Source organism: Streptomyces fradiae, from assembly GCF_041270065.1.
Taxonomy (GTDB): domain Bacteria; phylum Actinomycetota; class Actinomycetes; order Streptomycetales; family Streptomycetaceae; genus Streptomyces.
The window spans coordinates 1,455,206-1,475,703 of record NZ_CP065958.1; the positions used below are offsets into that span (position 1 = coordinate 1,455,206).

At 72.6% G+C, this 20,498-nt stretch carries 20 protein-coding genes and 1 pseudogene; 6 read left to right on the forward strand and 15 right to left on the reverse strand.

Annotated elements, in window-relative coordinates:
* Window positions 1-103: 103 nt before the first annotated feature.
* Window positions 104-1,066 carry a LysR family transcriptional regulator gene (locus tag JAO84_RS06455; protein WP_370411227.1) on the reverse strand — a complete coding sequence of 321 codons (963 nt, stop codon included), beginning with the start codon at window positions 1,064-1,066 and terminating at the stop codon, window positions 104-106.
* A gap of 70 nt (window positions 1,067-1,136) precedes the next feature.
* Between JAO84_RS06455 and JAO84_RS06460 the strand changes: the two genes are divergently transcribed.
* Complete coding sequence (locus JAO84_RS06460; protein WP_370411228.1) at window positions 1,137-2,282, forward strand: TDT family transporter; 1,146 nt, start codon at window positions 1,137-1,139, stop codon at window positions 2,280-2,282.
* Here the strand turns inward: JAO84_RS06460 and JAO84_RS06465 are convergent.
* The 4 genes from JAO84_RS06465 to JAO84_RS06480 form a co-directional block, all read right to left on the reverse strand.
* Window positions 2,200-3,000: a helical backbone metal receptor gene (locus JAO84_RS06465; protein WP_370411230.1), complete on the reverse strand. Its 801-nt coding sequence runs from the start codon at window positions 2,998-3,000 to the stop codon at window positions 2,200-2,202. The two genes, JAO84_RS06460 and JAO84_RS06465, sit on opposite strands and share 83 nt — an antisense overlap.
* Before the next feature lie 45 nt (window positions 3,001-3,045).
* Complete coding sequence (locus JAO84_RS06470) at window positions 3,046-3,597, reverse strand: helix-turn-helix domain-containing protein (protein ID WP_265865499.1); 552 nt, start codon at window positions 3,595-3,597, stop codon at window positions 3,046-3,048.
* Between the two features lie 181 nt (window positions 3,598-3,778).
* Complete coding sequence (locus JAO84_RS06475) at window positions 3,779-5,587, reverse strand: ABC transporter permease/substrate binding protein (protein ID WP_370411232.1); 1,809 nt, start codon at window positions 5,585-5,587, stop codon at window positions 3,779-3,781.
* Window positions 5,580-6,707: a glycine betaine/L-proline ABC transporter ATP-binding protein gene (locus JAO84_RS06480; protein WP_370411234.1), complete on the reverse strand. Its 1,128-nt coding sequence runs from the start codon at window positions 6,705-6,707 to the stop codon at window positions 5,580-5,582. Before JAO84_RS06480 ends, JAO84_RS06475 begins: the two co-directional genes overlap by 8 nt.
* A 303-nt stretch (window positions 6,708-7,010) precedes the next feature.
* Between JAO84_RS06480 and JAO84_RS06485 the strand changes: the two genes are divergently transcribed.
* On the forward strand, window positions 7,011-7,916 hold the full coding sequence (locus JAO84_RS06485; RefSeq protein ID WP_370416667.1) for a 5'-3' exonuclease H3TH domain-containing protein: 906 nt from the start codon (window positions 7,011-7,013) through the stop codon (window positions 7,914-7,916).
* A gap of 85 nt (window positions 7,917-8,001) precedes the next feature.
* On the forward strand, window positions 8,002-8,838 hold the full coding sequence (locus JAO84_RS06490; protein ID WP_370411236.1) for a siderophore-interacting protein: 837 nt from the start codon (window positions 8,002-8,004) through the stop codon (window positions 8,836-8,838).
* Window positions 8,839-8,899: 61 nt separating this feature from the next.
* Here the strand turns inward: JAO84_RS06490 and JAO84_RS06495 are convergent, their stop codons facing one another.
* A complete protein-coding gene (locus JAO84_RS06495; RefSeq protein WP_370411238.1) occupies window positions 8,900-9,541 on the reverse strand; it encodes a MerR family transcriptional regulator in 642 nt (213 codons plus the stop codon).
* A 242-nt stretch (window positions 9,542-9,783) separates the two neighbouring features.
* Here JAO84_RS06495 and JAO84_RS06500 point away from each other — a divergent pair, with 242 nt between their 5' ends.
* The 3 genes and pseudogenes from JAO84_RS06500 to JAO84_RS06510 form a co-directional block, all read left to right on the forward strand.
* A complete protein-coding gene (locus JAO84_RS06500) occupies window positions 9,784-10,686 on the forward strand; it encodes a hypothetical protein (protein ID WP_370416668.1) in 903 nt (300 codons plus the stop codon).
* Window positions 10,683-11,141 carry an ABA4-like family protein gene (locus JAO84_RS06505; protein ID WP_370411240.1) on the forward strand — a complete coding sequence of 153 codons (459 nt, stop codon included), beginning with the start codon at window positions 10,683-10,685 and terminating at the stop codon, window positions 11,139-11,141. The genes JAO84_RS06500 and JAO84_RS06505 overlap by 4 nt, the downstream gene beginning before the upstream one ends.
* Window positions 11,134-11,331 (forward strand): annotated as a pseudogene (locus JAO84_RS06510) (ADP-ribosylglycohydrolase family protein); the annotation flags it as partial. The gene JAO84_RS06505 and the pseudogene JAO84_RS06510, both read left to right, overlap by 8 nt.
* On the opposite strand, the gene JAO84_RS06515 reads toward JAO84_RS06510, so the two are convergent.
* The 9 genes from JAO84_RS06515 to JAO84_RS06555 all read right to left on the reverse strand — a co-directional run bounded on the left by JAO84_RS06515 (window position 11,328) and on the right by JAO84_RS06555 (window position 20,467).
* The gene (locus JAO84_RS06515) at window positions 11,328-12,713 is read right to left on the reverse strand and encodes a cytochrome P450 (protein ID WP_370411242.1); all 1,386 of its coding nucleotides are present in this window, start codon (window positions 12,711-12,713) and stop codon (window positions 11,328-11,330) included. The pseudogene JAO84_RS06510 and the gene JAO84_RS06515 overlap by 4 nt on opposite strands.
* A gap of 159 nt (window positions 12,714-12,872) precedes the next feature.
* Window positions 12,873-15,701, reverse strand: a complete 2,829-nt coding sequence (locus JAO84_RS06520) for a DEAD/DEAH box helicase (protein WP_370411244.1) — start codon at window positions 15,699-15,701, stop codon at window positions 12,873-12,875.
* Window positions 15,702-15,810: 109 nt separating this feature from the next.
* The gene (tatC, locus tag JAO84_RS06525; protein ID WP_370416669.1) at window positions 15,811-16,713 is read right to left on the reverse strand and encodes a twin-arginine translocase subunit TatC; all 903 of its coding nucleotides are present in this window, start codon (window positions 16,711-16,713) and stop codon (window positions 15,811-15,813) included.
* A 104-nt stretch (window positions 16,714-16,817) separates the two neighbouring features.
* The gene (tatA, locus tag JAO84_RS06530) at window positions 16,818-17,102 is read right to left on the reverse strand and encodes a Sec-independent protein translocase subunit TatA (protein WP_265865508.1); all 285 of its coding nucleotides are present in this window, start codon (window positions 17,100-17,102) and stop codon (window positions 16,818-16,820) included.
* Window positions 17,103-17,291: 189 nt separating this feature from the next.
* Window positions 17,292-17,489, reverse strand: coding sequence for a hypothetical protein (locus JAO84_RS06535; RefSeq protein WP_265865509.1), 198 nt, complete (start codon window positions 17,487-17,489; stop codon window positions 17,292-17,294).
* Window positions 17,490-17,537: 48 nt separating this feature from the next.
* On the reverse strand, window positions 17,538-17,792 hold the full coding sequence (locus JAO84_RS06540; RefSeq protein ID WP_265865510.1) for a hypothetical protein: 255 nt from the start codon (window positions 17,790-17,792) through the stop codon (window positions 17,538-17,540).
* A 148-nt stretch (window positions 17,793-17,940) separates the two neighbouring features.
* A complete protein-coding gene (locus JAO84_RS06545) occupies window positions 17,941-18,891 on the reverse strand; it encodes a YafY family protein (protein ID WP_265865511.1) in 951 nt (316 codons plus the stop codon).
* Window positions 18,892-18,907: 16 nt separating this feature from the next.
* A complete protein-coding gene (locus JAO84_RS06550) occupies window positions 18,908-19,912 on the reverse strand; it encodes a YafY family protein (RefSeq protein ID WP_265865512.1) in 1,005 nt (334 codons plus the stop codon).
* Between the two features lie 174 nt (window positions 19,913-20,086).
* On the reverse strand, window positions 20,087-20,467 hold the full coding sequence (locus tag JAO84_RS06555) for an FKBP-type peptidyl-prolyl cis-trans isomerase (protein ID WP_370411247.1): 381 nt from the start codon (window positions 20,465-20,467) through the stop codon (window positions 20,087-20,089).
* Between the last annotated feature and the right edge of the window lie 31 nt (window positions 20,468-20,498).

Here is a 20,498-nt window from a genome sequence, read left to right on the forward strand (position 1 = left end):
CAGGACTGGTCGGAGTTGACCGCGCCGTAAATCATGCAGTCCCGAACGCGCCCTCCGGAACGGTCACCGCGCCCCCACCCACCGGAGGCGGGAGCCAACAGCCTCACCCCGCCGGCCTCGCCCTCGTCAGCGACAGCAGGTCCCGCGCCGGGCCCGTCGGGCGGTGGCCCGTCGGCCAGACCGCCCGGAGGTCCCGGCGCAGCAGGACGCCCGCCACCGGCACCGCCACCAGCCGGTGCGAGGCCAGCTCCTCCGCGACCGCGAGTTCGCTCAGGACGGCCGGCCCCGCCGCGCTCACCGCCGCCGCCTTGACCGCCGTCGTGGAGGCGAGCTCCAGGAGCGGCTGGGCGAGCCCCCCGTACCCGGCGAGCGCCGCGTCGAGGACCTGCCGGGTGCCTGACCCCCGCTCCCGCAGGACCAGCGGCGTCGCCGCCAGCTCCGCCGGGTCGAGGGCCTTGCGCCGCCGCGCCCACGGGTGCGAGGGCGCCGTGACGACGGCGAGCCGGTCGTGGGCGACGACGGCGCCGTCGAGGCCCTCGGGGACGGCGAGGCCCTCCACGAAGCCGAGGTCCGCGTCCCCGCCGAGCAGCCGCTCGGCGACGGCCGCGGAGTTCCCGGCGAGCAGCGAGACCGCCGTGTCGGGCCGCTCCGCGCGCAGCGCGATCAGCCACCCGGGCAGCAGATACTCGGCGATGGTCATGGACGCGGCGACCCGCAGCCGCGAGTCCCGCCGCCCCCGCAGCGCCTGGACGCCCGCGTCGAACGCCTCCGCTGCCTCGACGATCCGCCGCGCCCAGTCCGTCACGAGGGCGCCCGCGTCGGTGAGCCGCGATCCGCGCGGCGAGCGGTCGACGAGGGCGACGCCGAGCTGCCGCTCCATGGAGCGGATGCGGCTGCTGGCCGCGGGCTGGGTGATGCCGACCTCGCGCGCGGCGCGGCCGAGGCTGCCGTGCCGGGCGACGGCGATGAGGAGTTCGAGCGCGCCGAGGTCGGGAACCCGGTGGGACAGAAGACTGATGACGTCACCCGACGTCGGCACACTCGGCACACTCGGCACACTGCTCATAAGCCCAGCTTATGGCCTCATAGTCACGACGTCCCTGGTGGGGCCCGTGATCGCGGACGACAGTGAAGCCATGGCAACACTCGCTCCCGCACATTCGGTCCCCGGCGTCACCACCCCGCACGCCCGTTGGACCCCGGTCCGTCACCTCGGACCCAACTGGTACGCCTCGGTGATGGGCACGGCCATCGTCGCGACGGCCGGCGCCACCCTCCCCGTCGACGTCCCGGGCCTGCGCACGGCCTGCACCTTCGTCTGGGCCCTCTCCTTCGCCATGTTGCTGACCCTGCTCGCCGCCCGGACGCTGCACTGGACCCACCACCGCGACCAGGCCCGGGCGCATCTCGCGGACCCGGCGATGGCGCCGTTCTACGGCTGTCTGTCGATGGCGCTGCTCGCGGTGGGCGGCGGCACGCTGCTGGTGGGCCGCGACTGGATCGGGACGCCCGCCGCCGTCGCCGTCGACGCGGTGCTGTTCGCGGCGGGTACGGCGGTCGGCCTGGCCGCCGCGGTGGCGGTGCCGTATCTGATGGTCGCCCGGCACCGGATCGAGGCGGCGTCCCCGGTGTGGCTGCTGCCGGTGGTGGCCCCGATGGTGTCGGCGGCGCTCGGCCCGCTGCTCCTGCCCCACGTGCCGGAGGGCCAGGCCCGGACCACGCTGCTCCTCGCCTGCTACGCGATGTTCGGGATCAGCCTGCTCGCGACCCTGGTCATGCTGCCTCTGGTGTTCGGCCGCCTGGTGACCGGCGCCCCGCTGCCCCTCGCGCTGACCCCGACGCTGTTCCTGGTGCTCGGCCCGCTGGGCCAGTCGACGACGGCCGCGAACAAGTTCGCGGACGCCGCGCCGGGCCTGCTGCCCGCCCCGTACACCGCCGGCTTCTCGGCCTTCGCCGTGCTCTACGGCGTGCCGGTGACGGGGTTCGCGCTGCTGTGGCTGGCGCTCGCCGGGGCGCTCGTGCTGCGGGCCCGCCGGCAGGGCATGGGCTTCTCGATGACCTTCTGGGCGTTCACGTTCCCGGTCGGCACCTGCGTGACCGGCGCGGAGGGCCTGGCCCAGCACACCGGTCTCGCGGCCTTCCGCTGGCTGGCGGTCGGCCTGTACGTACTCCTCCTGGCCGCCTGGCTGTTCGCCGGGTTCAGGACCGTGCGGGGGCTGCTGAGCGGAGCGCTGCTCGCAGCACCCGGGGCGCCTCGGCCAGTGACGGCCCGTACCAGGTGAGGTGTCGTCCGTCGACGAGCGCGGCCGCGGTCCCGGGGAAGGCCTCCGGGCCGTCGTCGCGGGTGAAGCGGTAGGGCTCGTCGGGCAGGACGACGAGCTCGGGCGCGGCGGCGCGGAGCTCGTCGAGCGGCACCTTGGGGTAGCGCTCGGGATGGTCGGCGTAGAGGTTGCGCACGCCGAGCCGGGCGAGCAGGTCGCCGGCGAAGGTGTCGCGGCCGAGGACCATCCAGGGCCGCCGCCAGATCGGTACGACGGCGGTACGAGGCGGCTCGTCGCCCTCGGAGCCCGCGCCCCCGGCCCAGCCCCCGGCCCCAGCCCCAGCCCCAGCCCCAGCCCCAGCCCCAGCCCAGGCTCCCTCGGCGGCGTCCAGCCAGCCTGGCCGGTTCCGTACACCACAAGCGGCGAGCACCCGGTCCAGCTCACTGAAGGCCTGGTCCAGGGTCCGCACCTCGGTGACCAGCACCTCGATCCCGGCAGCCCTCAGCGCCTCCAGGTCCGGCGCCCGGTTCTCCTCCTCGTTGGCGATCACCAGATCGGGCCGGAGGGCCGCGACGGCGGCGGTGTCCGGATTCTTGGTGCCGCCGATCCGCACCACCCCGTCCCCGAGCTCGGCCGGGTGACTGCACCAGTCGGTGGCACCGACGAGCGTGCCCGGCGGCGCGGAGACGGCGACGGCCTCGGTCAGCGAGGGCACCAGGGAGACGACCCGCACACCCATCCTCGCCCCGCCCGTCCCCATTCCTCGGTCCCTGTTCCTCGGTCCCTATTCCTCGGTCGCTTCGACGTGGTCGGCGACGGAGACGAACACCAGACGCGTGGCAGGCGCGGTGGCCCGCCAGCGGTGCCGTACCCCGCCCGACAGATAGAGGCTGTCGCCGCGTTCGAGGCGGTACGCGCGCCCCTCGGCCTCGATCTCGGCGGCGCCGTCGGCGACGTACAGCAACTCGTCGTTGCGGTGCAGGAATTCGCGGCCGGCGTCCTGTTCGCCGGTGAACTCCAGGGCCTGCAGCTGGTGCCGGCCGCGGACCAGCGGCCGTACGCCCGGAGGCATGTCCCACAGCTCCTCGTCGGAGCGGACGACGTCGACGGTGCGCGCGGCCTCGGCGGCGGCGAGCAGTTCGGCGGCGGTGGTCTCCAGGGCTTCGGCGACGAGCTGGAGGGAGCGGTCGCTGGGGCGGGCCCGCTCGTTCTCGACCTGGCTGAGGAAGGGCACGGACAGGCCGCTGCGCCGGGCGACGACGGCCAGGGTGAGCTGGAGTGCGCGGCGGCGCCGCTTGACGGCCGCGCCCACGCGCAACGACTCCTTGTCGTCCATGTCGACCCCTCCCTCGTGTCCCTCGTACCGGTCGGTTACCTGCACCTTACGCAGCTTTGGGGCGGGGTTTCGCGTCGTGGCGAAAAGGGGTGGTCGCCGAACACGCTCGGCGACCACCCCTTTTCGGAGCGAATTCGGATCTATCGTGACCGGATCCGGCTCGGCTGGATCGACCAGCGCCCTACTGCGGCGCGAGCCGCTCCGCGACGCCCGGGTTCTTGTCGAGCCAGGTGCGGACGGCGTCCTGCTCCTTGCCCTTGCCGGTCTCCTGGATGACGGCCTCCAGGCCGGTGAGCTCCTTCTCGCTGAGCTTGAAGTTCTTCAGCCAGGCGCTGACCTCGGGGTTCTCGGCGGCGAAGCCCTTGCGGGCCAGGGTGTGCACGCCGTCGCCCTTGCCCCAGCTGACCTTGGGGTCCTTGAGCTTCTTGAGGTCGTAGGTGGAGTAGGCCCAGTGCGGCGACCAGAGGGTGACCGCGATGGGCTCCTTCTTGTCGTAGGCGCGCTTGAGTTCGGCCAGCATGCCGGGCGTGGAGCCGTCGACGACCTTGTACTCGCCCGCCAGGCCGTAGTCCTTGAGGACCTTGTCCTTGAGGATGCCCATCATTCCGGCGCTCGGCTCGATGCCGACGATCCGGCCCTTGAACTGCCCGGCCTTGCCCTTGAGGTCGGCGAGGCTGTTCACGTCCTTCATGTACGAGGGGACGGTGAGCTCCAGGGAGGTGGGGCCGTACCAGGAGCCGAGGTCTTCGAGCTTGTTCTGGTACTTCTCCCAGTACTGGGCGTGGGTGACGGGCAGCCAGGAGTCGGTCTGGAAGTCGATCTGCCCGCCTGCGAGGCCGGTGTAGAGGGCGCCGGCCTCCAGCTGCTTGGTGTCGACCTCGTAGCCGCGGCGCTCCAGGAGCTCCTTCCAGAGGAAGGTGGAGGCGATGCCCTCGTCCCAGGGGATGTAGCCGAGGCTGATCTTCTTGCCGTGGCCGGAGTTCGGTCCGGAGGCGGTGGTGGAGGAGCCGCCGCCACCGCCGAGGAAGCCCATGCCGCCGGCGACGAGGGCGAGGATCACGACGCCGACGAGGGCGGTGACGGGCTGCGGGCGGTGGCCCCAGATCTTCGCGCCGGCCCGGGCGGCGCGCGCGGCGCGGGCCTTGGCGGCGGCGCGGCGGCCGAGCGGGGAGACCTGGCGGCCCAGCGCGCCGGTCATCCGGTCGAGGTACATGGCGAGGATGACGATGGAGATGCCGGCCTCGAAGCCGAGGCCGATGTCGACGTTGCCGATGGCGCGGTAGACGGCGCCGCCGAGTCCGCCGCCGCCGACCATGCCGGCGATGACGACCATGGAGAGGCCGAGCATGATCACCTGGTTGACGCCGGCCATGATGGTGGGCAGCGCGAGCGGCAGCTGGACGCGCAGCAGGGTGTTGCGCGGGGTGGTGCCGAAGGCCTCGGCGGCCTCGACGAGTTCGCCGTCGACCTGGCGGATGCCGAGTTCGGTCATGCGGACGCCGGGCGGCAGGGCGAAGACGATGGTGGCGATGATGCCGGGGACGACGCCGACGCCGAAGAAGATGATGCCGGGGATGAGGTAGACCATCGCCGGCATGGTCTGCATGAAGTCCAGGACCGGGCGCAGCACGGCGCTGACGGTCTTGGAGCGGGCCGCCCAGATGCCGAGGGGCACCGCGATCACCAGGGTGACGAGGGTGGCGACGAGCACGAGCGAGAGGGTCGACATGGCGTCGTCCCACAGCTCGATGGAGTCGACGAGGGCGAGGCCCGCGAAGGCGAGGACACCGGCGGTGAGGCCGCGCAGCCACCAGGCGACGACGGCGAGCATGCCGGCGAAGAGCAGCGGCTGGGGTGCGGACAGGACGGCGTCGATGCCGTCGTAGAGGCCGGTGACACCGGTGCTGATGGCGTCGAACAGCCAGGAGAACTGGGCCTGGAGCCAGTCGACGGTGTTGTCGACCCACTGGCCGAGGGGGAGCCTAGGCACGGGCGGTCACCTCCTCGGTCGCAGCGTTCTTCGCGGTCGCAGCGTTCTCGGCGGTCGCACCGTTCTTGGTGGTCGGGCGTACGTCGGCGTCGAGGCCGCCCATGACGCCGAGCAGGCGGTCCTGGGCGACGACGCCGAGGATCTCGCCGTCGGCGCCGGCGACGGGCACCGGGTGCAGGGAGCGCGCGGATACGGCGCACAGCTCGGCGAGCGGCATGTCCCGGGCGACCGGGGCGCAGCCGCAGCCGGGCGGGCAGTCCTCGGGCGCGACGGTGCCGTCGGTCATGACGGAGGCGGCGGTGAGCACCCGGGTGCGGTCGACGTCCTGGATGAAGGAGGCCACGTAGTCGTTGGCGGGGCGCACCAGGATGTCCTCGGCGGTGCCGAGCTGGACGATCCGGCCGTCGCGCATGACGGCGATGCGGTCGCCGAGGCGCATGGCCTCGTTGAGGTCGTGGGTGATGAAGACGATGGTCTTCTTCAGCTTCTGCTGGAGGACGAGGAGCTGGTCCTGCATGTCGCGGCGGATCAGCGGGTCGAGCGCGCTGAACGATTCGTCCATGAGGAGCAGGTCGGCGTCGGTGGCGAGGGCGCGGGCGAGGCCGACGCGCTGCTGCATGCCGCCGGACAGCTCGTCGGGCCAGGACTTCTCCCAGCCGGCGAGGCCGCACAGCTCCAGGGCCTCGGCGGCGCGCTTCTCGCGCTCGGCGCGCGGCACGCCCTGGACCTCCAGGCCGTAGGCGGCGTTCTCGAGGACGCTGCGGTGCGGGAAGAGGGCGAAGTGCTGGAAGACCATGCTGATCTTCCGGGAGCGGACCTCGCGCAGCTCGCGGTCGGAGAGCGCGGTGAGGTCGCGGCCGTCGAAGAGGACGCGGCCCGCGGTGGGGGCGAGCAGTCCGTTGAGCATCCGCAGGAGGGTGGACTTGCCGGACCCCGAGAGACCCATGACGACGAAGATCTGGCCGGATTCGACCGTGAAGGAGGCGTCGATCACGGCCGCCGTGGTGCCGTCGGCACGCAGGGCGTCCCGGTCGGCGCCTGCTTCGGCGAGTTCACGGACAGCTTCGTCGGGTCGTCTGCCGAACACCTTGTACAGATGGTCGGCCTGGAGCCTGGACACATACACCTCACGGGTAGCAACGAAAACGGCCCGCCACCCCCGCGCAGCCGGGCCGTGGAGCGGGGCGGGATCTGCCCGCGTGCCCGTCGCGTACGGAAGGCCTCGTTCGCTTCGAATTCGTTCGCGTCGAAGTCATTGACGTCGAACTCATTCGCCTCGAAACGTTGAATCCCGTACCTGGTCCGCTCCGGGCTCGCGCCTGCCCCGGCTTCTCCGCCGCAAACACGAAGGTGACCGGTGTCACGCCGGGCGGGGGGTGTTGTCGGTGGGGTGCGGCATGATCGGGGTGTGACGCGACGCCTGATGCTCCTCGACACCGCCAGCCTCTACTTCCGCGCGTACTTCGGCGTGCCGGACTCGGTCCGGGCTCCGGACGGGACGCCGGTCAACGCAGTGCGGGGGCTGCTCGACTTCATCGCCCGGCTCGTCCAGGACCACCGGCCGGACGAGCTGGTGGCCTGCTGGGACGACGACTGGCGCCCGCAGTGGCGGGTGGACCTGATCCCCTCGTACAAGGCGCACCGGGTGGCCGAGGAGACCCCGGCCGGTCCGGACGTGGAGGAGGTGCCGGACACGCTGTCGCCGCAGGTGCCGGTGATCGTGGACGTGCTCGCGGCGCTCGGCATCGCCCGGGTCGGCGCGGCGGGCTTCGAGGCGGACGACGTGATCGGCACGCTGACGGAGCGGGCGACCGGCCCGGTGGACATCGTCACCGGCGACCGGGACCTGTTCCAGCTGGTGGACGACGCCCGCGGGGTGCGGGTGCTGTACCCGCGCAAGGGCGTCGGCGACTGCGACCTGGTGGACGACGAGCTGATCCGCACGAAGTACGGGGTGCGCCCCGATCAGTACGCGGACATGGCGGCGCTGCGCGGGGACACCAGCGACGGGCTGCCCGGCGTGAAGGGCATCGGGGACAAGACGGCGGCGCAGCTGATCACGGAGTACGGGGACCTGGCGGGGGTCCGGGCGGCGGCGGCCGACCGGACGACGAAGCTGACCCCGGCGAAGCGCCGCGGCATCGTGGAGGCGGCGGACTATCTGGACGTGGCGCCCGCGGTGGTGCGGGTGGCGCGGGACGTACCGCTGCCGGAGTTCTCGGCGGCGCTGCCGTCGACGCCCCGGGACCCGGAGGCGCTGGCGGGTCTGGTGGAGCGCTGGGGTCTTGGCGGGGCGGTGGGGCGGCTGCTGCCGGTGCTCGCGCGCTGAGGTCGGCTCGGGGTGGGCCGGGGCCCGGCGGGGTGTTAACTTAGGCACACCTAAGTAATCCGGCCGGGGAAACGGGGAGACCGCCGTGGCAGAACAGCCCGCACGCAAGGCACCGAGGGCGCACGAGGCGCGGGTGGTGCGCACGGAGCGGATCACCCCGCACATGGTGCGTCTGGTGCTCGGCGGTCCCGGTCTGGACGCCTTCGAGCTCGGCGAGTACACCGACCACTACGTGAAGCTGCTCTTCGCGGCCGAGGGCGTCAGCTATCCGGAGCCGTTCGACATGGAGCGGATCCGGGCGGAGTTCCCGCGCGAGCAGTGGCCGACCACCCGTACGTACACGGTGCGGGCCTGGGACCCGGTGCACCGCGAGCTGACCGTGGACTTCGTGGTGCACGGCGACGAGGGCCTGGCCGGGCCGTGGGCGGCGCGGGCGCAGGCCGGTGACACGATCCGCTTCCTCGGCCCCGGCGGCGGCTACGCGCCGGACGCGGCCGCCGACTGGCATCTGCTCGTCGGCGACGAGAGCGCCCTGCCGGCCGTCGCGGTGGCCCTGGAGCGGCTGCCCGCGGGGGCGCGGGTGCACGCCTTCCTGGAGGTCGCGGACGCGACGGAGGAGCAGAAGTTCGCGACCGCCGACGGGGTCGAGGTCAGCTGGCTGCACCGCGGCAACCGCCCGGCGGGCGAGGCGCTGATCGAGGCGGTGCGCGGGCTCGACTTCCCGGCGGGTGACGTGCACGCCTTCGTGCACGGCGAGGCCGGTTTCGTGAAGGAGCTGCGCCGTCATCTGCGGCTCGACCGCGAGGTGCCGCGCGAGCGCCTGTCGATCTCGGGCTACTGGCGTCTCGGCAAGACGGACGAGGCGTGGCGCGCGATCAAGCGCGAGTGGAACGAGCAGGTGGAGCGCGAGCAGGAGAACTGACCCGCGCCGCATGTCATCCGCCGGAGGGGCGGGAGCCGACGGGCTCCCGCCCCTTTGGCGTTCAGCCCCCGAGGCCGAACATCCGGCCGGAGGCGTCGATGTGGGCGAGGCGGCGCAGGGCGGCGAACATGGCGTCGCCGAGGACGGTGCCGACGACGACGCTCTCGACGAGCTCCTCGCGCACGACGTTGCGGGCGACGTAGTCGAGGTCGACCTGGGCGACCCGCTCGGCCGCGGCAGCGTAGTCGTCGAGGACCTCGGCGGCGAAGGCGCCGTGCCCGGCGTCCTCCAGGGCGGCGAGGGCCACCGCGAGCGCCTCGAAGGCCGCGGATCCGGGGTAACTGCGCCAGCCCCGCCGCTCGATGAGGCCGGCCACCGCCTTACGGGCGGCGGTGAGCCGCTCGCCCGGCTCACCCCCGTCCTTGTACTGCGGGACCACCTGGTCGGCGACCGAGCCCAGCATCTTGTGCACCGGCTGCCCGGGGTCGTCGACGGCCTCGAGCACCTCGCGGATGCCGGCCACGGACAGTCCGCCGACGTCGAGCAGGGCGCGGATCAGGCGGAGCCGCCGCACGTGCGTCTCCTCGTACGAGGCCTGGTTGGGGCTCGTGAGCTGCCCGGCGGGCAGCAGCCCCTCCCGTACGTAGTACTTGATCGTCGCTACGGACACCCCGGTCCTCCGACTCAACTCTCCAATGCGCACCGCGTGTTCACCTTTCCGGTCGCCCTCCGGTCTTGCCGACCGCCCCTCCATCATAGATAGTGGCACTATCAGATAGTGGCGAGTGCCACTATCCATTCTGTCGCCATGGCAGTCCGGCGGCACTCCACACCCATCCCACGGGGGGATATTTCGTCATGTCCTCAGCGACCTCAGCGGCGTCGGCGACTTCGGCACCGCAACTCCGCACCCTGCACCGGCCCCTGGTCTGGTTCACCGGCTCGATGGTCCTGCTCGTGCTCGTCTCGGCCGGCGGGCTCCTCCTCGACGACCGGATCCTGGTCGGCGCGCCGATCTGGGCCAAGCCCTTCAAGTTCTCCGTCTCGTTCATCGCGTACGCGCTCACGCTCGCCTGGATGCTCTCCCTGCTGCCCGGCGCCCGGGCCCGCCGGATCGGCTGGTGGGCCGGGACCGTGCTCACCGTCGCCAGCCTCGTCGAGATGGTGCTGATCACCCTGCAGGTGGTACGCGGCACCCAGAGCCACTTCAACGTCGCGACGCGCTTCGACGCGGCCGTCTTCCAGCTCATGGGCGGCACCGTCGTCATCCTGTGGCTGGCCGCCCTGGTGATCGCCGTCCTGCTGCTGCGCGCCCGCATCCTGGACCGGGCCACCGCCTGGGCCGTCCGCCTGTCCTCGCTCATCGCCCTGGCCGGCGCGGCCGTCGGCTTCGCGATGGTCCGGCCCACCCCGCAGCAGCTCGCCCAGGACGACCCGCCGATCACCGGCGCGCACACCGTGGGCGCGCCCGACGGTGGCCCCGGCGTGCCGCTGCTCGGCTGGTCCACCACCGGCGGCGACCTGCGCATCGCGCACTTCTTCGGCATGCACGCGCTGCAACTCGTCCCGCTGGTCCTGCTGTTGCTCGCCGCGCTCGCCCCGCGCATCGGCCGGCTCGCCGACGAGCGGATCCGGCTGCGGCTCGTCCTGGTCACCGCCGGCGCCTACGCCGCGGTCTTCGCCCTGGTCACCTGGCAGGCCCTGCGCGGCCAGCCGCTGCTCGCCCCCGACGCCCTCACGCTCACCGCGGCCGGCGTCGTCGCGGCCCTCACCCTCGCGGCCACCGCGTGGGCGCTCCGCACGCCGCCCACCACCGTGCCCACCGACCGCCAGGAGCTCGCGGCATGACCGGCTTCCTCTTCGAACTCACCTTCCTCCTCGCGGCCCCGGTCTGGCTGCTGATGATCTTCGCCCCGGGCCGGAGCGTCACGGACCGCGTGGCCGCCTCGCCCCTGACCGTCCTGCCGGTCCTCGCCGTCTACCTGATCCTCGTGGCCCCGGTCCTCCCGGAACTCTGGACCGCGGTCAGCAGCCCGGACCTCGACGCCTTCCGCGACCTCACCGCCCTCGCGAACGGCGCCGGCGCCGTCTGGGCCCAGATCATCGCCTGGGACCTCCTCCTGGGCCAATGGATCTACCGCGAGTCCCGCCGCCTGTCCCTCTCCCCCTTCCTCACCGGCCCCCTCCTCGTCCTGACGATCCTCCTCTCCCCCTTCGCCCTCCTCCTCTTCCTCCCGCTCCGCGCCCTCCGCCGACCCCACACCGCGCAGGCGGCCCAACCGGCCGAGTCGGCCCGGCTGTAGCACCGACACCGTCGCCGCCGTCACCGGCATGCTCGCCGGCGCGGTCCACGGCCCCGCCGCCATCCCGCCCCGCTGGACCGAACCCCTGCACGTGCCCCTGCCGGGGTTCGGCACCCGGGTGCTCCGCGCGCACGAACTGGCCGCGCTCGCCCGGGCGCTCGTGGCCGCGGGAAGCCGGGGACCGGCTTAGCGGGCCCGCACCGTCGCCAGGACCTCGCGGTCGGGCTGGAGGGTGAGGCCGGGGACCGGGCGGATCTCGTCGGGGTCGAGGGCGAGGCGGAAGCGGCGGGCGAGGACCGCGAGGATCAGGACCGCCTCCACCATGGCGAATCGGGTGCCCAGGCACACCCGGGGGCCGCCGCCGAAGGGATACCAGGCGTACTCCGGTATCTCCTCGGCCTCCTTCGCCCCGCCCGCCGCGAGCCAGCGCTCCGGGCGGAACTCCAGCGGCTCCCGGAACCAGCGGGCGTCCCGATGAGTGGCCCACTGACTGCTCCAGACCCGGGTGCCGGGCGCGACCGGAACGCCGCCGAGGACGGCGCCCTCCTTGGCGGTGCCGGTGAGCAGCCAGATCGCCGGGTAGAGGCGGAGCGTCTCCTTCACCACGGCCTGGGTGTAGGAGAGTTGGGCGTAGTCGTCGAAGCCCGGGTCGCGGTCGCCGAGCACCCGGTCGAGCTCGGCCGCCAGCGCGTCGGCCACGCGCGGGTTGCGGGAGAGGAGATACCAGGCCCAGACGAGGGTGGTGCTGGTGGTCTCGTGCCCGCCGATGTACAGCGTGACGGTCTCGTCGCGTATCTCGCGGTCGGAGAGGGGCGCGCCGGTCTCGTCCCGGGCGGCGAGCAGCCGGCTGAGCAGGTCGGGTCGCTCGCTGTCGCCGTCCCGGTGCCGGGCGACGACCCGGGCGACCTCGGCGTCGATGACGGCCGTGGCACGCTTGATGCGGGCCCGCCCGGGGGTGGGCACCCAGTCGGGCAGGATCGCGCCGACGCCGCTGAACTCGGCGCCGATCTCCTGCTGCGCCACGTCCATGGCGCGGCCGATGGACTCGGCGTCGGCCGCGGTGTCGGCGCCGAAGATGGTGCGGACGGCGATGAGCTGGGTGAGCGCCGCCATCTCCTTCTTGACGTCGATCCGCTGGCCGTCGGTCCAGCGCCCGGCCAGGTCGACCGCGCACTCGGCCATGGTCGCCGCGTACGACTTGACCTGCTTGGGCCGCACCGCGGGCTGGACCAGGGAGCGCTTGCGCCGCCAGTCCGCGCCCTTGGAGACGACCACCCCGTTGCCGAGGAGGGTGCGGAAGGCGATGCCGAGGTCGGACTGCTCGAAGGTCCGCTCGACCTCGGTGAGGAGTTCGCCGATGGTCTCCGGGTGCGCGATGAAGAGCGCGGGGGTGCGGCCGAAGCGCCAGCGGACGAAGTCGCCCCGCTCACGCAGCCGTTCGAAGAAGGCGAGCGGGTCCTTGCCGAATTCCGGCAGGTTGCCCAGTCCCGGGACGCCGCGGGGTCCCGGGACGGTCTTCCGTCCGTCCGCCGTCGTGGTGCCGACGACGGACGGACCGGCGTGCGTGGTCAACTGTGCTTCCCTCCAGCGGAATTGCCCCATGATCTCGTTCGTCTGTACGAGTCCATGGAAGCGGAAGGATGTGACACTCCGCCAGCCCTGTGGATAACCCTTGTCAGTTCACCGTCACCAGCACGCCCGACCCCGCCAGGTCGACCTCCGTCAGCTCCGTCAGCCCACCGAGCTGTAGGCCACGACACCCCTCAGCAGGCTGTCGACCGCCTTGCGGGCGTTCTTCGCGACCGTGCTGTCCTCCCGCGGCGCCGCGGCCGCGATCTGGCCGAGCACGTCGATGACCTGCTTGCACCAGCGCACGAAGTCACCGGCGGGCATCTCGGCCTCCCGCAGCACCTCGTCGAGCCCCTTGTCGGAGGCCCACTGGTAAGCGGCCCAGGCGAAGCCGAGGTCCGGCTCGCGCTGGCCGACGCCCTCCGCCTGGTGGAGCTTGAACTCCTCCTCCAGCGCGTCGAGCCGGCCCCAGATCCGCACCATCTCGCCCATCGCGACCTTCGCACGGCCCGTGGGCAGCTTCGGCGCGACGGCGTCGTCGGACTGCCGGGCCTCGAAGACCAGCGCCGAGGCGCAGGCGGCCAGTTCGGCCGGGCTCAGCCCCTCCCACACCCGCTCGCGCAGGCACTCGCTCGCCAGCAGGTCGAGCTCGCCGTAGAGCCGGGCCAGCCGCTTGCCGTGCTCGGTGACCTCGTCGGCCCGCAGATAGTCGAGCTCGGTGAGCAGGGCGACGATCCGGTCGAAGGTGCGCGCGATGGTGTTGGTGCGGCCCTCGATGCGCCGCTCCAGCTGCTTGGTGTCGCGCTGCAGCCGGTGGTAGCGCTCGGCCCAGCGGGCGTGGTCCTCGCGCTCGTCGCAGCCGTGGCAGGGGTGCGCCCGGATCGCGGTGCGCAGCCGGTTGATCTCGCGGTCGTCGGCCGCGGCCGAGCGGTGCTTGCGGTGCCGCTCCGGGTTGATGTGCCCGGCCTTGCTGCGCAGCGCGGAGGCGAGGTCGCGGCGGGACTGCGGGGAGCGCGGGTTGAAGGAGCGCGGGATGCGCATCCGCTCCAGGGGCTCCACCGGAACCGGGAAGTCGATCGAGGCGAGCCGCTTGACCTGCCGCTCGGCGGTGAGCACCAGCGGGCGCGGCCCGTCGTGGTGCTCGAAGCCGCGGTGCCCGTTGGTCCGGCCGGCCGGGACGCCGGGGTCGAGGACGAGGGCGAGGCCGGCGAACTTGCCGGTCGGCACATGGATGACGTCGCCGGGCTTGAGCCGCTCCAGGGAGGCCGCGGCCTGGGCGCGCCGCTGCGCGGCACCCTGCCGGGCCAGGTCGGTCTCGCGGTCCTTGAGCTCGCGGCGGAGCAGCGCGTACTCCTCGAAGTCCCCGAGGTGGCAGGTCATGCCCTCGCGGTAGCCCTGCAGGCCCTCCTCGTTCTTCTGGACCTGCCGGGAGATCCCGACGACCGAGCGGTCGGCCTGGAACTGTGCGAAGGAGGTCTCCAGGAGCTCGCGCGAGCGGTGCCGGCCGAACTGGTCGACCAGGTTGACCGCCATGTTGTACGAGGGCTTGAAGCTGGAGCGCAGCGGATACGTACGGGTGCCGGCGAGTCCGGCGAGGTGGCCGGGGTCCATGCCGCGCTGCCACAGCACGACGGCGTGGCCCTCGACGTCGATGCCGCGCCGGCCGGCCCGGCCGGTGAGCTGGGTGTATTCGCCGGGGGTGATGTCGGCGTGCTGCTCGCCGTTCCACTTGACCAGCTTCTCCAGGATCACGGAGCGGGCCGGCATGTTGATGCCGAGCGCCAGGGTCTCGGTGGCGAAGACGGCCTTGACGAGGCCGCGGACGAACAGCTCCTCGACGACCTCCTTGAAGGTCGGGAGCATGCCGGCGTGGTGCGCGGCGATGCCGCGCTCCAGGGCTTCCAGCCACTCGTAGTAGCCGAGGACGTGCAGGTCCTCGCTGGGGATGGCGGCGGTGCGCTCCTCGACGATCTCGCGGACCCGGCGGCGTCCCTCGTCGTCGTTGAGCCGGAGGCCCGCGTAGAGGCACTGCTGGACGGCGGACTCGCAGCCGGCCCGGCTGAAGATGAAGGTGATCGCGGGCAGCAGCCCCTCGGCGTCCAGGCGCTCGATGACCTCGGGCCGGCCGGGCGTCCAGATCCGGGAGCGGGCGCGCCGCTCGCGCTCGCGGTCGGCCTCGCGGACCATCTTGCCGCGGCGCCGCTCGCGCGGGTTGTACGTGCGCGAGTTCTCGGTGCGGGCGAGGCGCAGCAGGTCGGGGTTGACCTCGCGGCGGGCGGAGCCGCGGCCGCCGTGGTCGGTCTCCTCCTCGAAGAGGTCGTACATCCGCCGGCCGGCGAGGACGTGCTGCCACAGCGGCACGGGGCGGCTCTCGGAGACGATGACCTCGGTGTCGCCGCGGACGGTGTCGAGCCAGTCGCCGAACTCCTCGGCGTTCGACACGGTCGCGGAGAGCGACACCAGGGTCACGGACTCGGGGAGGTGGATGATCACTTCCTCCCAGACGGCGCCGCGGAAGCGGTCGGAGAGGTAGTGCACCTCGTCCATCACCACATAGCCGAGGCCGGAGAGCGCCTGGGACCCCGCGTAGAGCATGTTGCGGAGGACCTCGGTGGTCATGACGATGATCGGGGCGTCCCCGTTGACACTGTTGTCGCCGGTGAGCAGGCCGACCTTGTCGTTGCCGTACCGCTTCACGAGGTCGGCGTACTTCTGGTTGGAGAGCGCCTTGATCGGCGTGGTGTAGAAGCACTTGCGGCCCTGCTGGAGGGCGAGGTGCACGGCGAACTCGCCGACGATGGTCTTGCCGGAGCCCGTGGGCGCGGCGACGAGCACGCCCTTGCCCGCCTCGAGGGCCTGGCAGGCCTCGATCTGGAAGGGGTCCAGACCGAAGTCGTACAACTCGCGGAAGGGGGCCAGCGCGGTCGCCTGGTCCGCGTTGCGCGCGCGGGCGGCGGCGTACGCCTCGGCTGGTGTGAGGTCCTCTGTCATCTTGTTGTCGAGCCTACCCGCCACCTCTGACAGTGACGCGATCTTTATCGGGCCGGCTGCCGGCCACCGCATGGGGGTCCCCCGGAGGAAGTCCGGGGGACCCGCGCGATCACGTGATGTCGTCGTAGCCGTTCAGCCGGTGCGACCGGGCGCCGTCCGACTCGCCGGTGGCCTGCTCGGGCAGGGCCCGGGCGGAGCCGACGCTCTCGACCTCGCCGACGGCCTCGGGGGTGAGGTCGAGGCTGGACGCCTCGTCGTCGTCGAGCTCGGCGTCGGGGTTGTTGCGCTGCCGGCGCTTGTCGTTGAGCAGCGAGAAGCCGACGGCCGCGAGGTAGAGCAGCGTGATCGGCCCGGCGAGGGCGAGCATGCCGACCGGGTCGGTGGTCGGGGTGATGACGGCGCCGAAGACGAAGACGCCCATGATCACACCGCGCCACCAGCGGGCCATGCGCTTGCCGCTCAGCACTCCGGTGAGGTTGAGCATGACCAGCACGAGCGGCAGCTCGAAGGCGAGGCCGAAGACCAGCACCATGCGCAGGGTGAAGTCGAGGACGTCGGACAGCGACAGAATGTTGGCCGAGCCCTCGGGCGTGAGGCTGATGAGCACCTTCACGCTGATGGGGAGGATGAGGTACGCGAGGTAGGCGCCGGCCGCGAAGAGCGGGACCGCGGCGCCGACGAAGGCGTACGTGTACTTCTTCTCGTGCTTGTGCAGGCCGGGCGCGACGAAGGCCCAGAGCTGATAGAGCCAGACCGGGCTCGCGACGACGAGGCCCGCCGTCAGGGAGAGCTGGATGGTCGTGCTGAAGGGCGCCATCAGCGTGTTGAAGGAGACGATCGCGCAGTTGCCGCCGTCGCTGGTGACGCCGGGCCCGCACTTGGGCACCGACTTCGTCAGGAACACCATCAGCTGCTCGCTGTACGCGAGGGCGACGACGGTCACCGCGGCGATGGCCAGCAGGCCCTTCGCCATGCGGTTGCGGAGCTCACGCAGGTGCTCCACGAGGGGCATCCGGCCCTCGGGATCCTTCTCCTGCTTGCGGGCAGACTTGAGCAACCCACGTCCTCATCTCGTGCGGCGACCGCCGCGCTCGGCGGCGGCCGCGGCGGACCGGGTCAGCGCTTGGTGGAGTCGGTGGGCTCGGTCACCGGACGCGAGCTGGTCACGTCGCCGGGAGCGGCCTGGATGGTGCGCGGCGCGGCCTGGTCCTGGGAGGCGGGGGCAGGCGGGTCGGCGGGGGCGCTCTGCTGGTCGTCGGTCTTCATCGCCTTGGCCTCGCTCTTGAGGATGCGGGCCGACTTGCCGAGCGAACGCGCCATGTCCGGGAGCTTCTTGGCGCCGAACAGCAGGATGATCACGACGAGGATCAGAATGATCTCGGTGGGGCCGAGCCTACCCATAGCTGTTTACCTTCTTCACCGAGGCGACATTGGAGTGCGTGCTGCCCGGCCGGTCGGACATGCGTCCGGCCCTCCGCGCTGCTAGCGATCGTAACCCGCAGGAGTAAACGGGCGGCAATGCCTGTGCATACTCGCCATTGCGTCCAGGACCGGCCGTCGCGGGTGCTCCCGGCCGGGCCCGGTACGAAGTCAGCGCAGGGTCTCGCCGGTTCGCGCGAGATCCGACGCGGCGCGCTCGAGATCCTCGGAGACCTCCTGGATCCGCTCTGTGGTGTGAGCCACTTGACGGCCGAGGCGCTGGGCCTCCAGGAACACCTTGATGCCGAGGACACCGAGGACGGCGATGCCGAGGAAGCCGAGGGCGACGGCGAGCATGGGCCAGAACATGTGCCGAGCCTAGACGCTGCCCCGGGAACGCCGGCGGGCGGACGGCCCTCAGCCGGTGGTGTGCAGGCGCAGCGTGTTGACGCCGCCGCCGGTGAGCAGTTCGACGATCCGCTCGCCGGCCGGTTTGCGTACGGCGCTGCCGCACTCGGGGCAGGTGAAGGAGTAGAAGGTGGTGCGGCGGCTGGCGCCGATGGCGAGCCGCAGGGCGCCGGCGGAGAGTTCGAAGCGCGAACGACAGTCGGGGCAGGCGGCCTTGAAGAGGACCGGGGCGACCGGCGCCGAAAGATCGGGCATCACGGACATTTCCCTCAACACTCCCCACTGCGGTACGGGTACGGCTCTCGGCTCTCACTGGAAACAGCGCCCCGCGACCGCGGAACGTCACGTTCCCTCTACTGACTTCCCCCTGCGGACTTCCCCTACGGACGCCCGCGCTCCGCGGCGCCCCCGCTCAGCTCTCGTAGGCGGCCAGGGCGGCCGCGGCGGCCTCCCGGGCACTGTCCGCGAGCTCCTGCGGAGCGACGATCCGACCGTCGCTGCCGAGCCGCAGCGCGAGCCTCCGCAGCGAGGCGGGCGCCGGGGTGCGCAGCGTGATCCGCAACCCGCCGTCCGGCAGCTCCTCGGCCCGGTCGTGCGGGTAGTACTCGGCGACCCACCGACCGCCCGGCCCGACCTCGACCACGACCTCCGGGTCCTCGGCGGACGGCTGCACAAGCCCCTCCGACAGGTCCCGCAGCTCGATCTCCGGCGGCGCGGCGTGGTCGTCCAGAATCCGGATCTCGGCGACCCGGTCGAGCCGGAAGGTGCGGCGCGCCTCGGAGAGCCGGCACCACGCCTCCATGTACGTGTGGCCGACGGCGAAGAGCCGGATCGGGTCCACCTCGCGCTCGGTGAGCTCGTCGCGCGCGGGCGAGTAGTAGCGCAGCCACACGCGCCTGCGCTCGGAGATGGCCCGGTCGACCTCGGCGAAGACACCGCCCTCGGACTCGAAGGTCACCGAGAGCCGCGAGCTGGCCCCGGCCGCCTCGCCGGCCGCCGCCTCCAGCTTGGCGGTGGCACGGAGCAGCGCCTCACGGTCGCTCTCGCGCAGCCCCGGCAGGGTGGCCACCGCGCGCGCCGCCACCAGCAGGGCGGTGGCCTCGTCGGCGGCCAGCCGCAGCGGCGCGGCGACGTCGTCGGGGTTGTGCCACCAGATGCGGTCCCCGTCGGTGTCGATGTCCAGGAGGTCGCCGCCCCGGAAGCTGGTGCCGCACATGGGCAGCACGTCGAGGTCCGAGATCAGCTCGTCCTCGGTGATCCCGAAGGCCCGGGCGACGTCGGCGACGTGCGCCCCGGGGCGCTCCCGGAGATACGTGACGAGGGAGAGCATGCGCCTCGTCTGGTCGATGGCGTTGGCGGCCACGGTCGTTCCTTCCCCCTCAGCCCTTGGCGACGGCGCGCAGCCGGTCCACCACGTCGGCCCGCAGATCCGCGGGCTCCAGGACGACCGCGTCGGGCCCGAACTCGACGAGCCAGGCGTCGAGGCCGTGCCCGTACGGGATCTCCAGCTCGTCCCAGCCGTCGGCGCCCTCGGTCACGGACAGCGCCCGGGACCGCAGCGGATAGCCGCAGCCGGCCCGCAGCCGGATCCGCGCGGAGCGGGTGGCGGTCTCCCCCGCCCAGCTCTCCACGGTCTCGCGGACGGTGACGACATCGGGCACGGGCGCGGTGAAGGCGCCGGCCCGGGAGCGGACCTTGCCGGTGATACGGGAGAGCCGGAAGACCCGCTCGGCGCCGCGGTCGCGGTCCCAGCCCGCCAGGTACCAGTGGCCGCGCCAGCACTCCAGGGTCCACGGCTCGACGTGCCGGGTCTCGGGGCGGGCGGCGGTGGCCTTGCGGTAGTCGAAGACGACCGGCCGGCGGTCGCGGCAGGCCAGCATCAGCGGCTCGAACGCGGCCTCGTGGACCGGGATGCGCGGCTCCAGGGCGCTGGCGTGCGCGTCGTACGCGTCCTCCGCCTCCGGCATTCCGGCGGCCCGCAGCTTCTGCAGGGCGCCGCTGGCGGCGCCGGCGAGCCGGGCCTGCTGCCAGACCTTGGCGGCGAGGCCGAGGGCGGCGGCCTCCTCGGCGTCCAGGGTGATCGGGGGCAGCCGGTTGGAGTCGCGGCGGGCCAGGTAGCCGGTCTCGCCGTCGAGGTTCTCCACGGTCTCGATGACCAGGCCGAGCTCGCGCAGATCGTCCTTGTCGCGCTCGAACATGCGGTTGAAGGCGTCCTCGCCGCCACCGGAGCCCTGGCCGGGGCCGGACCCCGCGCCGTACCCCGGTCCGAAGGCCTCGACATAGGCCTCGATGGAGGACCGCAGCTCCCGCTTGCTCAGCGGGCGGCGCGTTCCGAGCAGGCACAGCGCAAGATTCATCAGCCGCTCGGCCTTGGCAATCGCCATCGACGCCCCGCACCCTCTTCTGCCGGATTGACTTCTCGGACGTCCGACCGTACCGCTCCGCGGTGTCCGGGCAAAAGCCGGGCCGGAACGCCGAGGACCGGGGCCGGAACGCGAAGGGCCCCCGCCAGGAGGCGGGGGCCCTCGGAACCACGACCGGTCCCGGTCGGCGCTCGGTCAGCGCTTGGTGACGCCCACGAGGTCGCAGACGAAGATCAGCGTCTCGCCCGGGGCGATGGCACTGCCGGCACCACGGTCGCCGTAGGCGAGGTGCGCGGGGATGACGAGCTGGCGGCGACCGCCGACCTTCATGCCCTGCACGCCCTGGTCCCAGCCCGCGATGACCCGACCGATACCCAGCTGGAAGTCCAGCGGGTTGCCACGGTTCCAGGAGGCGTCGAACTCTTCGCCGGTGGAGAAGGCCACACCCACGTAGTGGACCTTGACGAAGTCGCCCGCCTGGGCCACCTCGCCGTCGCCCTCCCAGATGTCCTTGATCTCCAGGTCGGCCGGCGGCTCGCCGCCCGGGAAGTCGACCTCGGGCTTCTCGATGCTCACTGCAGTGTGCTCCTCGTTACCGATGAACCGC

Coding starts and splice junctions, on each gene's coding strand:
- JAO84_RS06455 (WP_370411227.1), bottom strand. CDS start 1,066: ATGAGCAGTGTGCCGAGTGTGCCGAGTGTGCCGACGTCGGGTGACGTC.
- JAO84_RS06460 (WP_370411228.1), top strand. CDS start 1,137: ATGGCAACACTCGCTCCCGCACATTCGGTCCCCGGCGTCACCACCCCG.
- JAO84_RS06465 (WP_370411230.1), bottom strand. CDS start 3,000: ATGGGTGTGCGGGTCGTCTCCCTGGTGCCCTCGCTGACCGAGGCCGTC.
- JAO84_RS06470 (WP_265865499.1), bottom strand. CDS start 3,597: ATGGACGACAAGGAGTCGTTGCGCGTGGGCGCGGCCGTCAAGCGGCGC.
- JAO84_RS06485 (WP_370416667.1), top strand. CDS start 7,011: ATGCTCCTCGACACCGCCAGCCTCTACTTCCGCGCGTACTTCGGCGTG.
- JAO84_RS06500 (WP_370416668.1), top strand. CDS start 9,784: ATGGTCCTGCTCGTGCTCGTCTCGGCCGGCGGGCTCCTCCTCGACGAC.
- JAO84_RS06505 (WP_370411240.1), top strand. CDS start 10,683: ATGACCGGCTTCCTCTTCGAACTCACCTTCCTCCTCGCGGCCCCGGTC.
- JAO84_RS06520 (WP_370411244.1), bottom strand. CDS start 15,701: ATGACAGAGGACCTCACACCAGCCGAGGCGTACGCCGCCGCCCGCGCG.
- tatC (WP_370416669.1), bottom strand. CDS start 16,713: ATGCCCCTCGTGGAGCACCTGCGTGAGCTCCGCAACCGCATGGCGAAG.
- tatA (WP_265865508.1), bottom strand. CDS start 17,102: ATGGGTAGGCTCGGCCCCACCGAGATCATTCTGATCCTCGTCGTGATC.
- JAO84_RS06535 (WP_265865509.1), bottom strand. CDS start 17,489: ATGTTCTGGCCCATGCTCGCCGTCGCCCTCGGCTTCCTCGGCATCGCC.
- JAO84_RS06540 (WP_265865510.1), bottom strand. CDS start 17,792: ATGTCCGTGATGCCCGATCTTTCGGCGCCGGTCGCCCCGGTCCTCTTC.
- JAO84_RS06550 (WP_265865512.1), bottom strand. CDS start 19,912: ATGGCGATTGCCAAGGCCGAGCGGCTGATGAATCTTGCGCTGTGCCTG.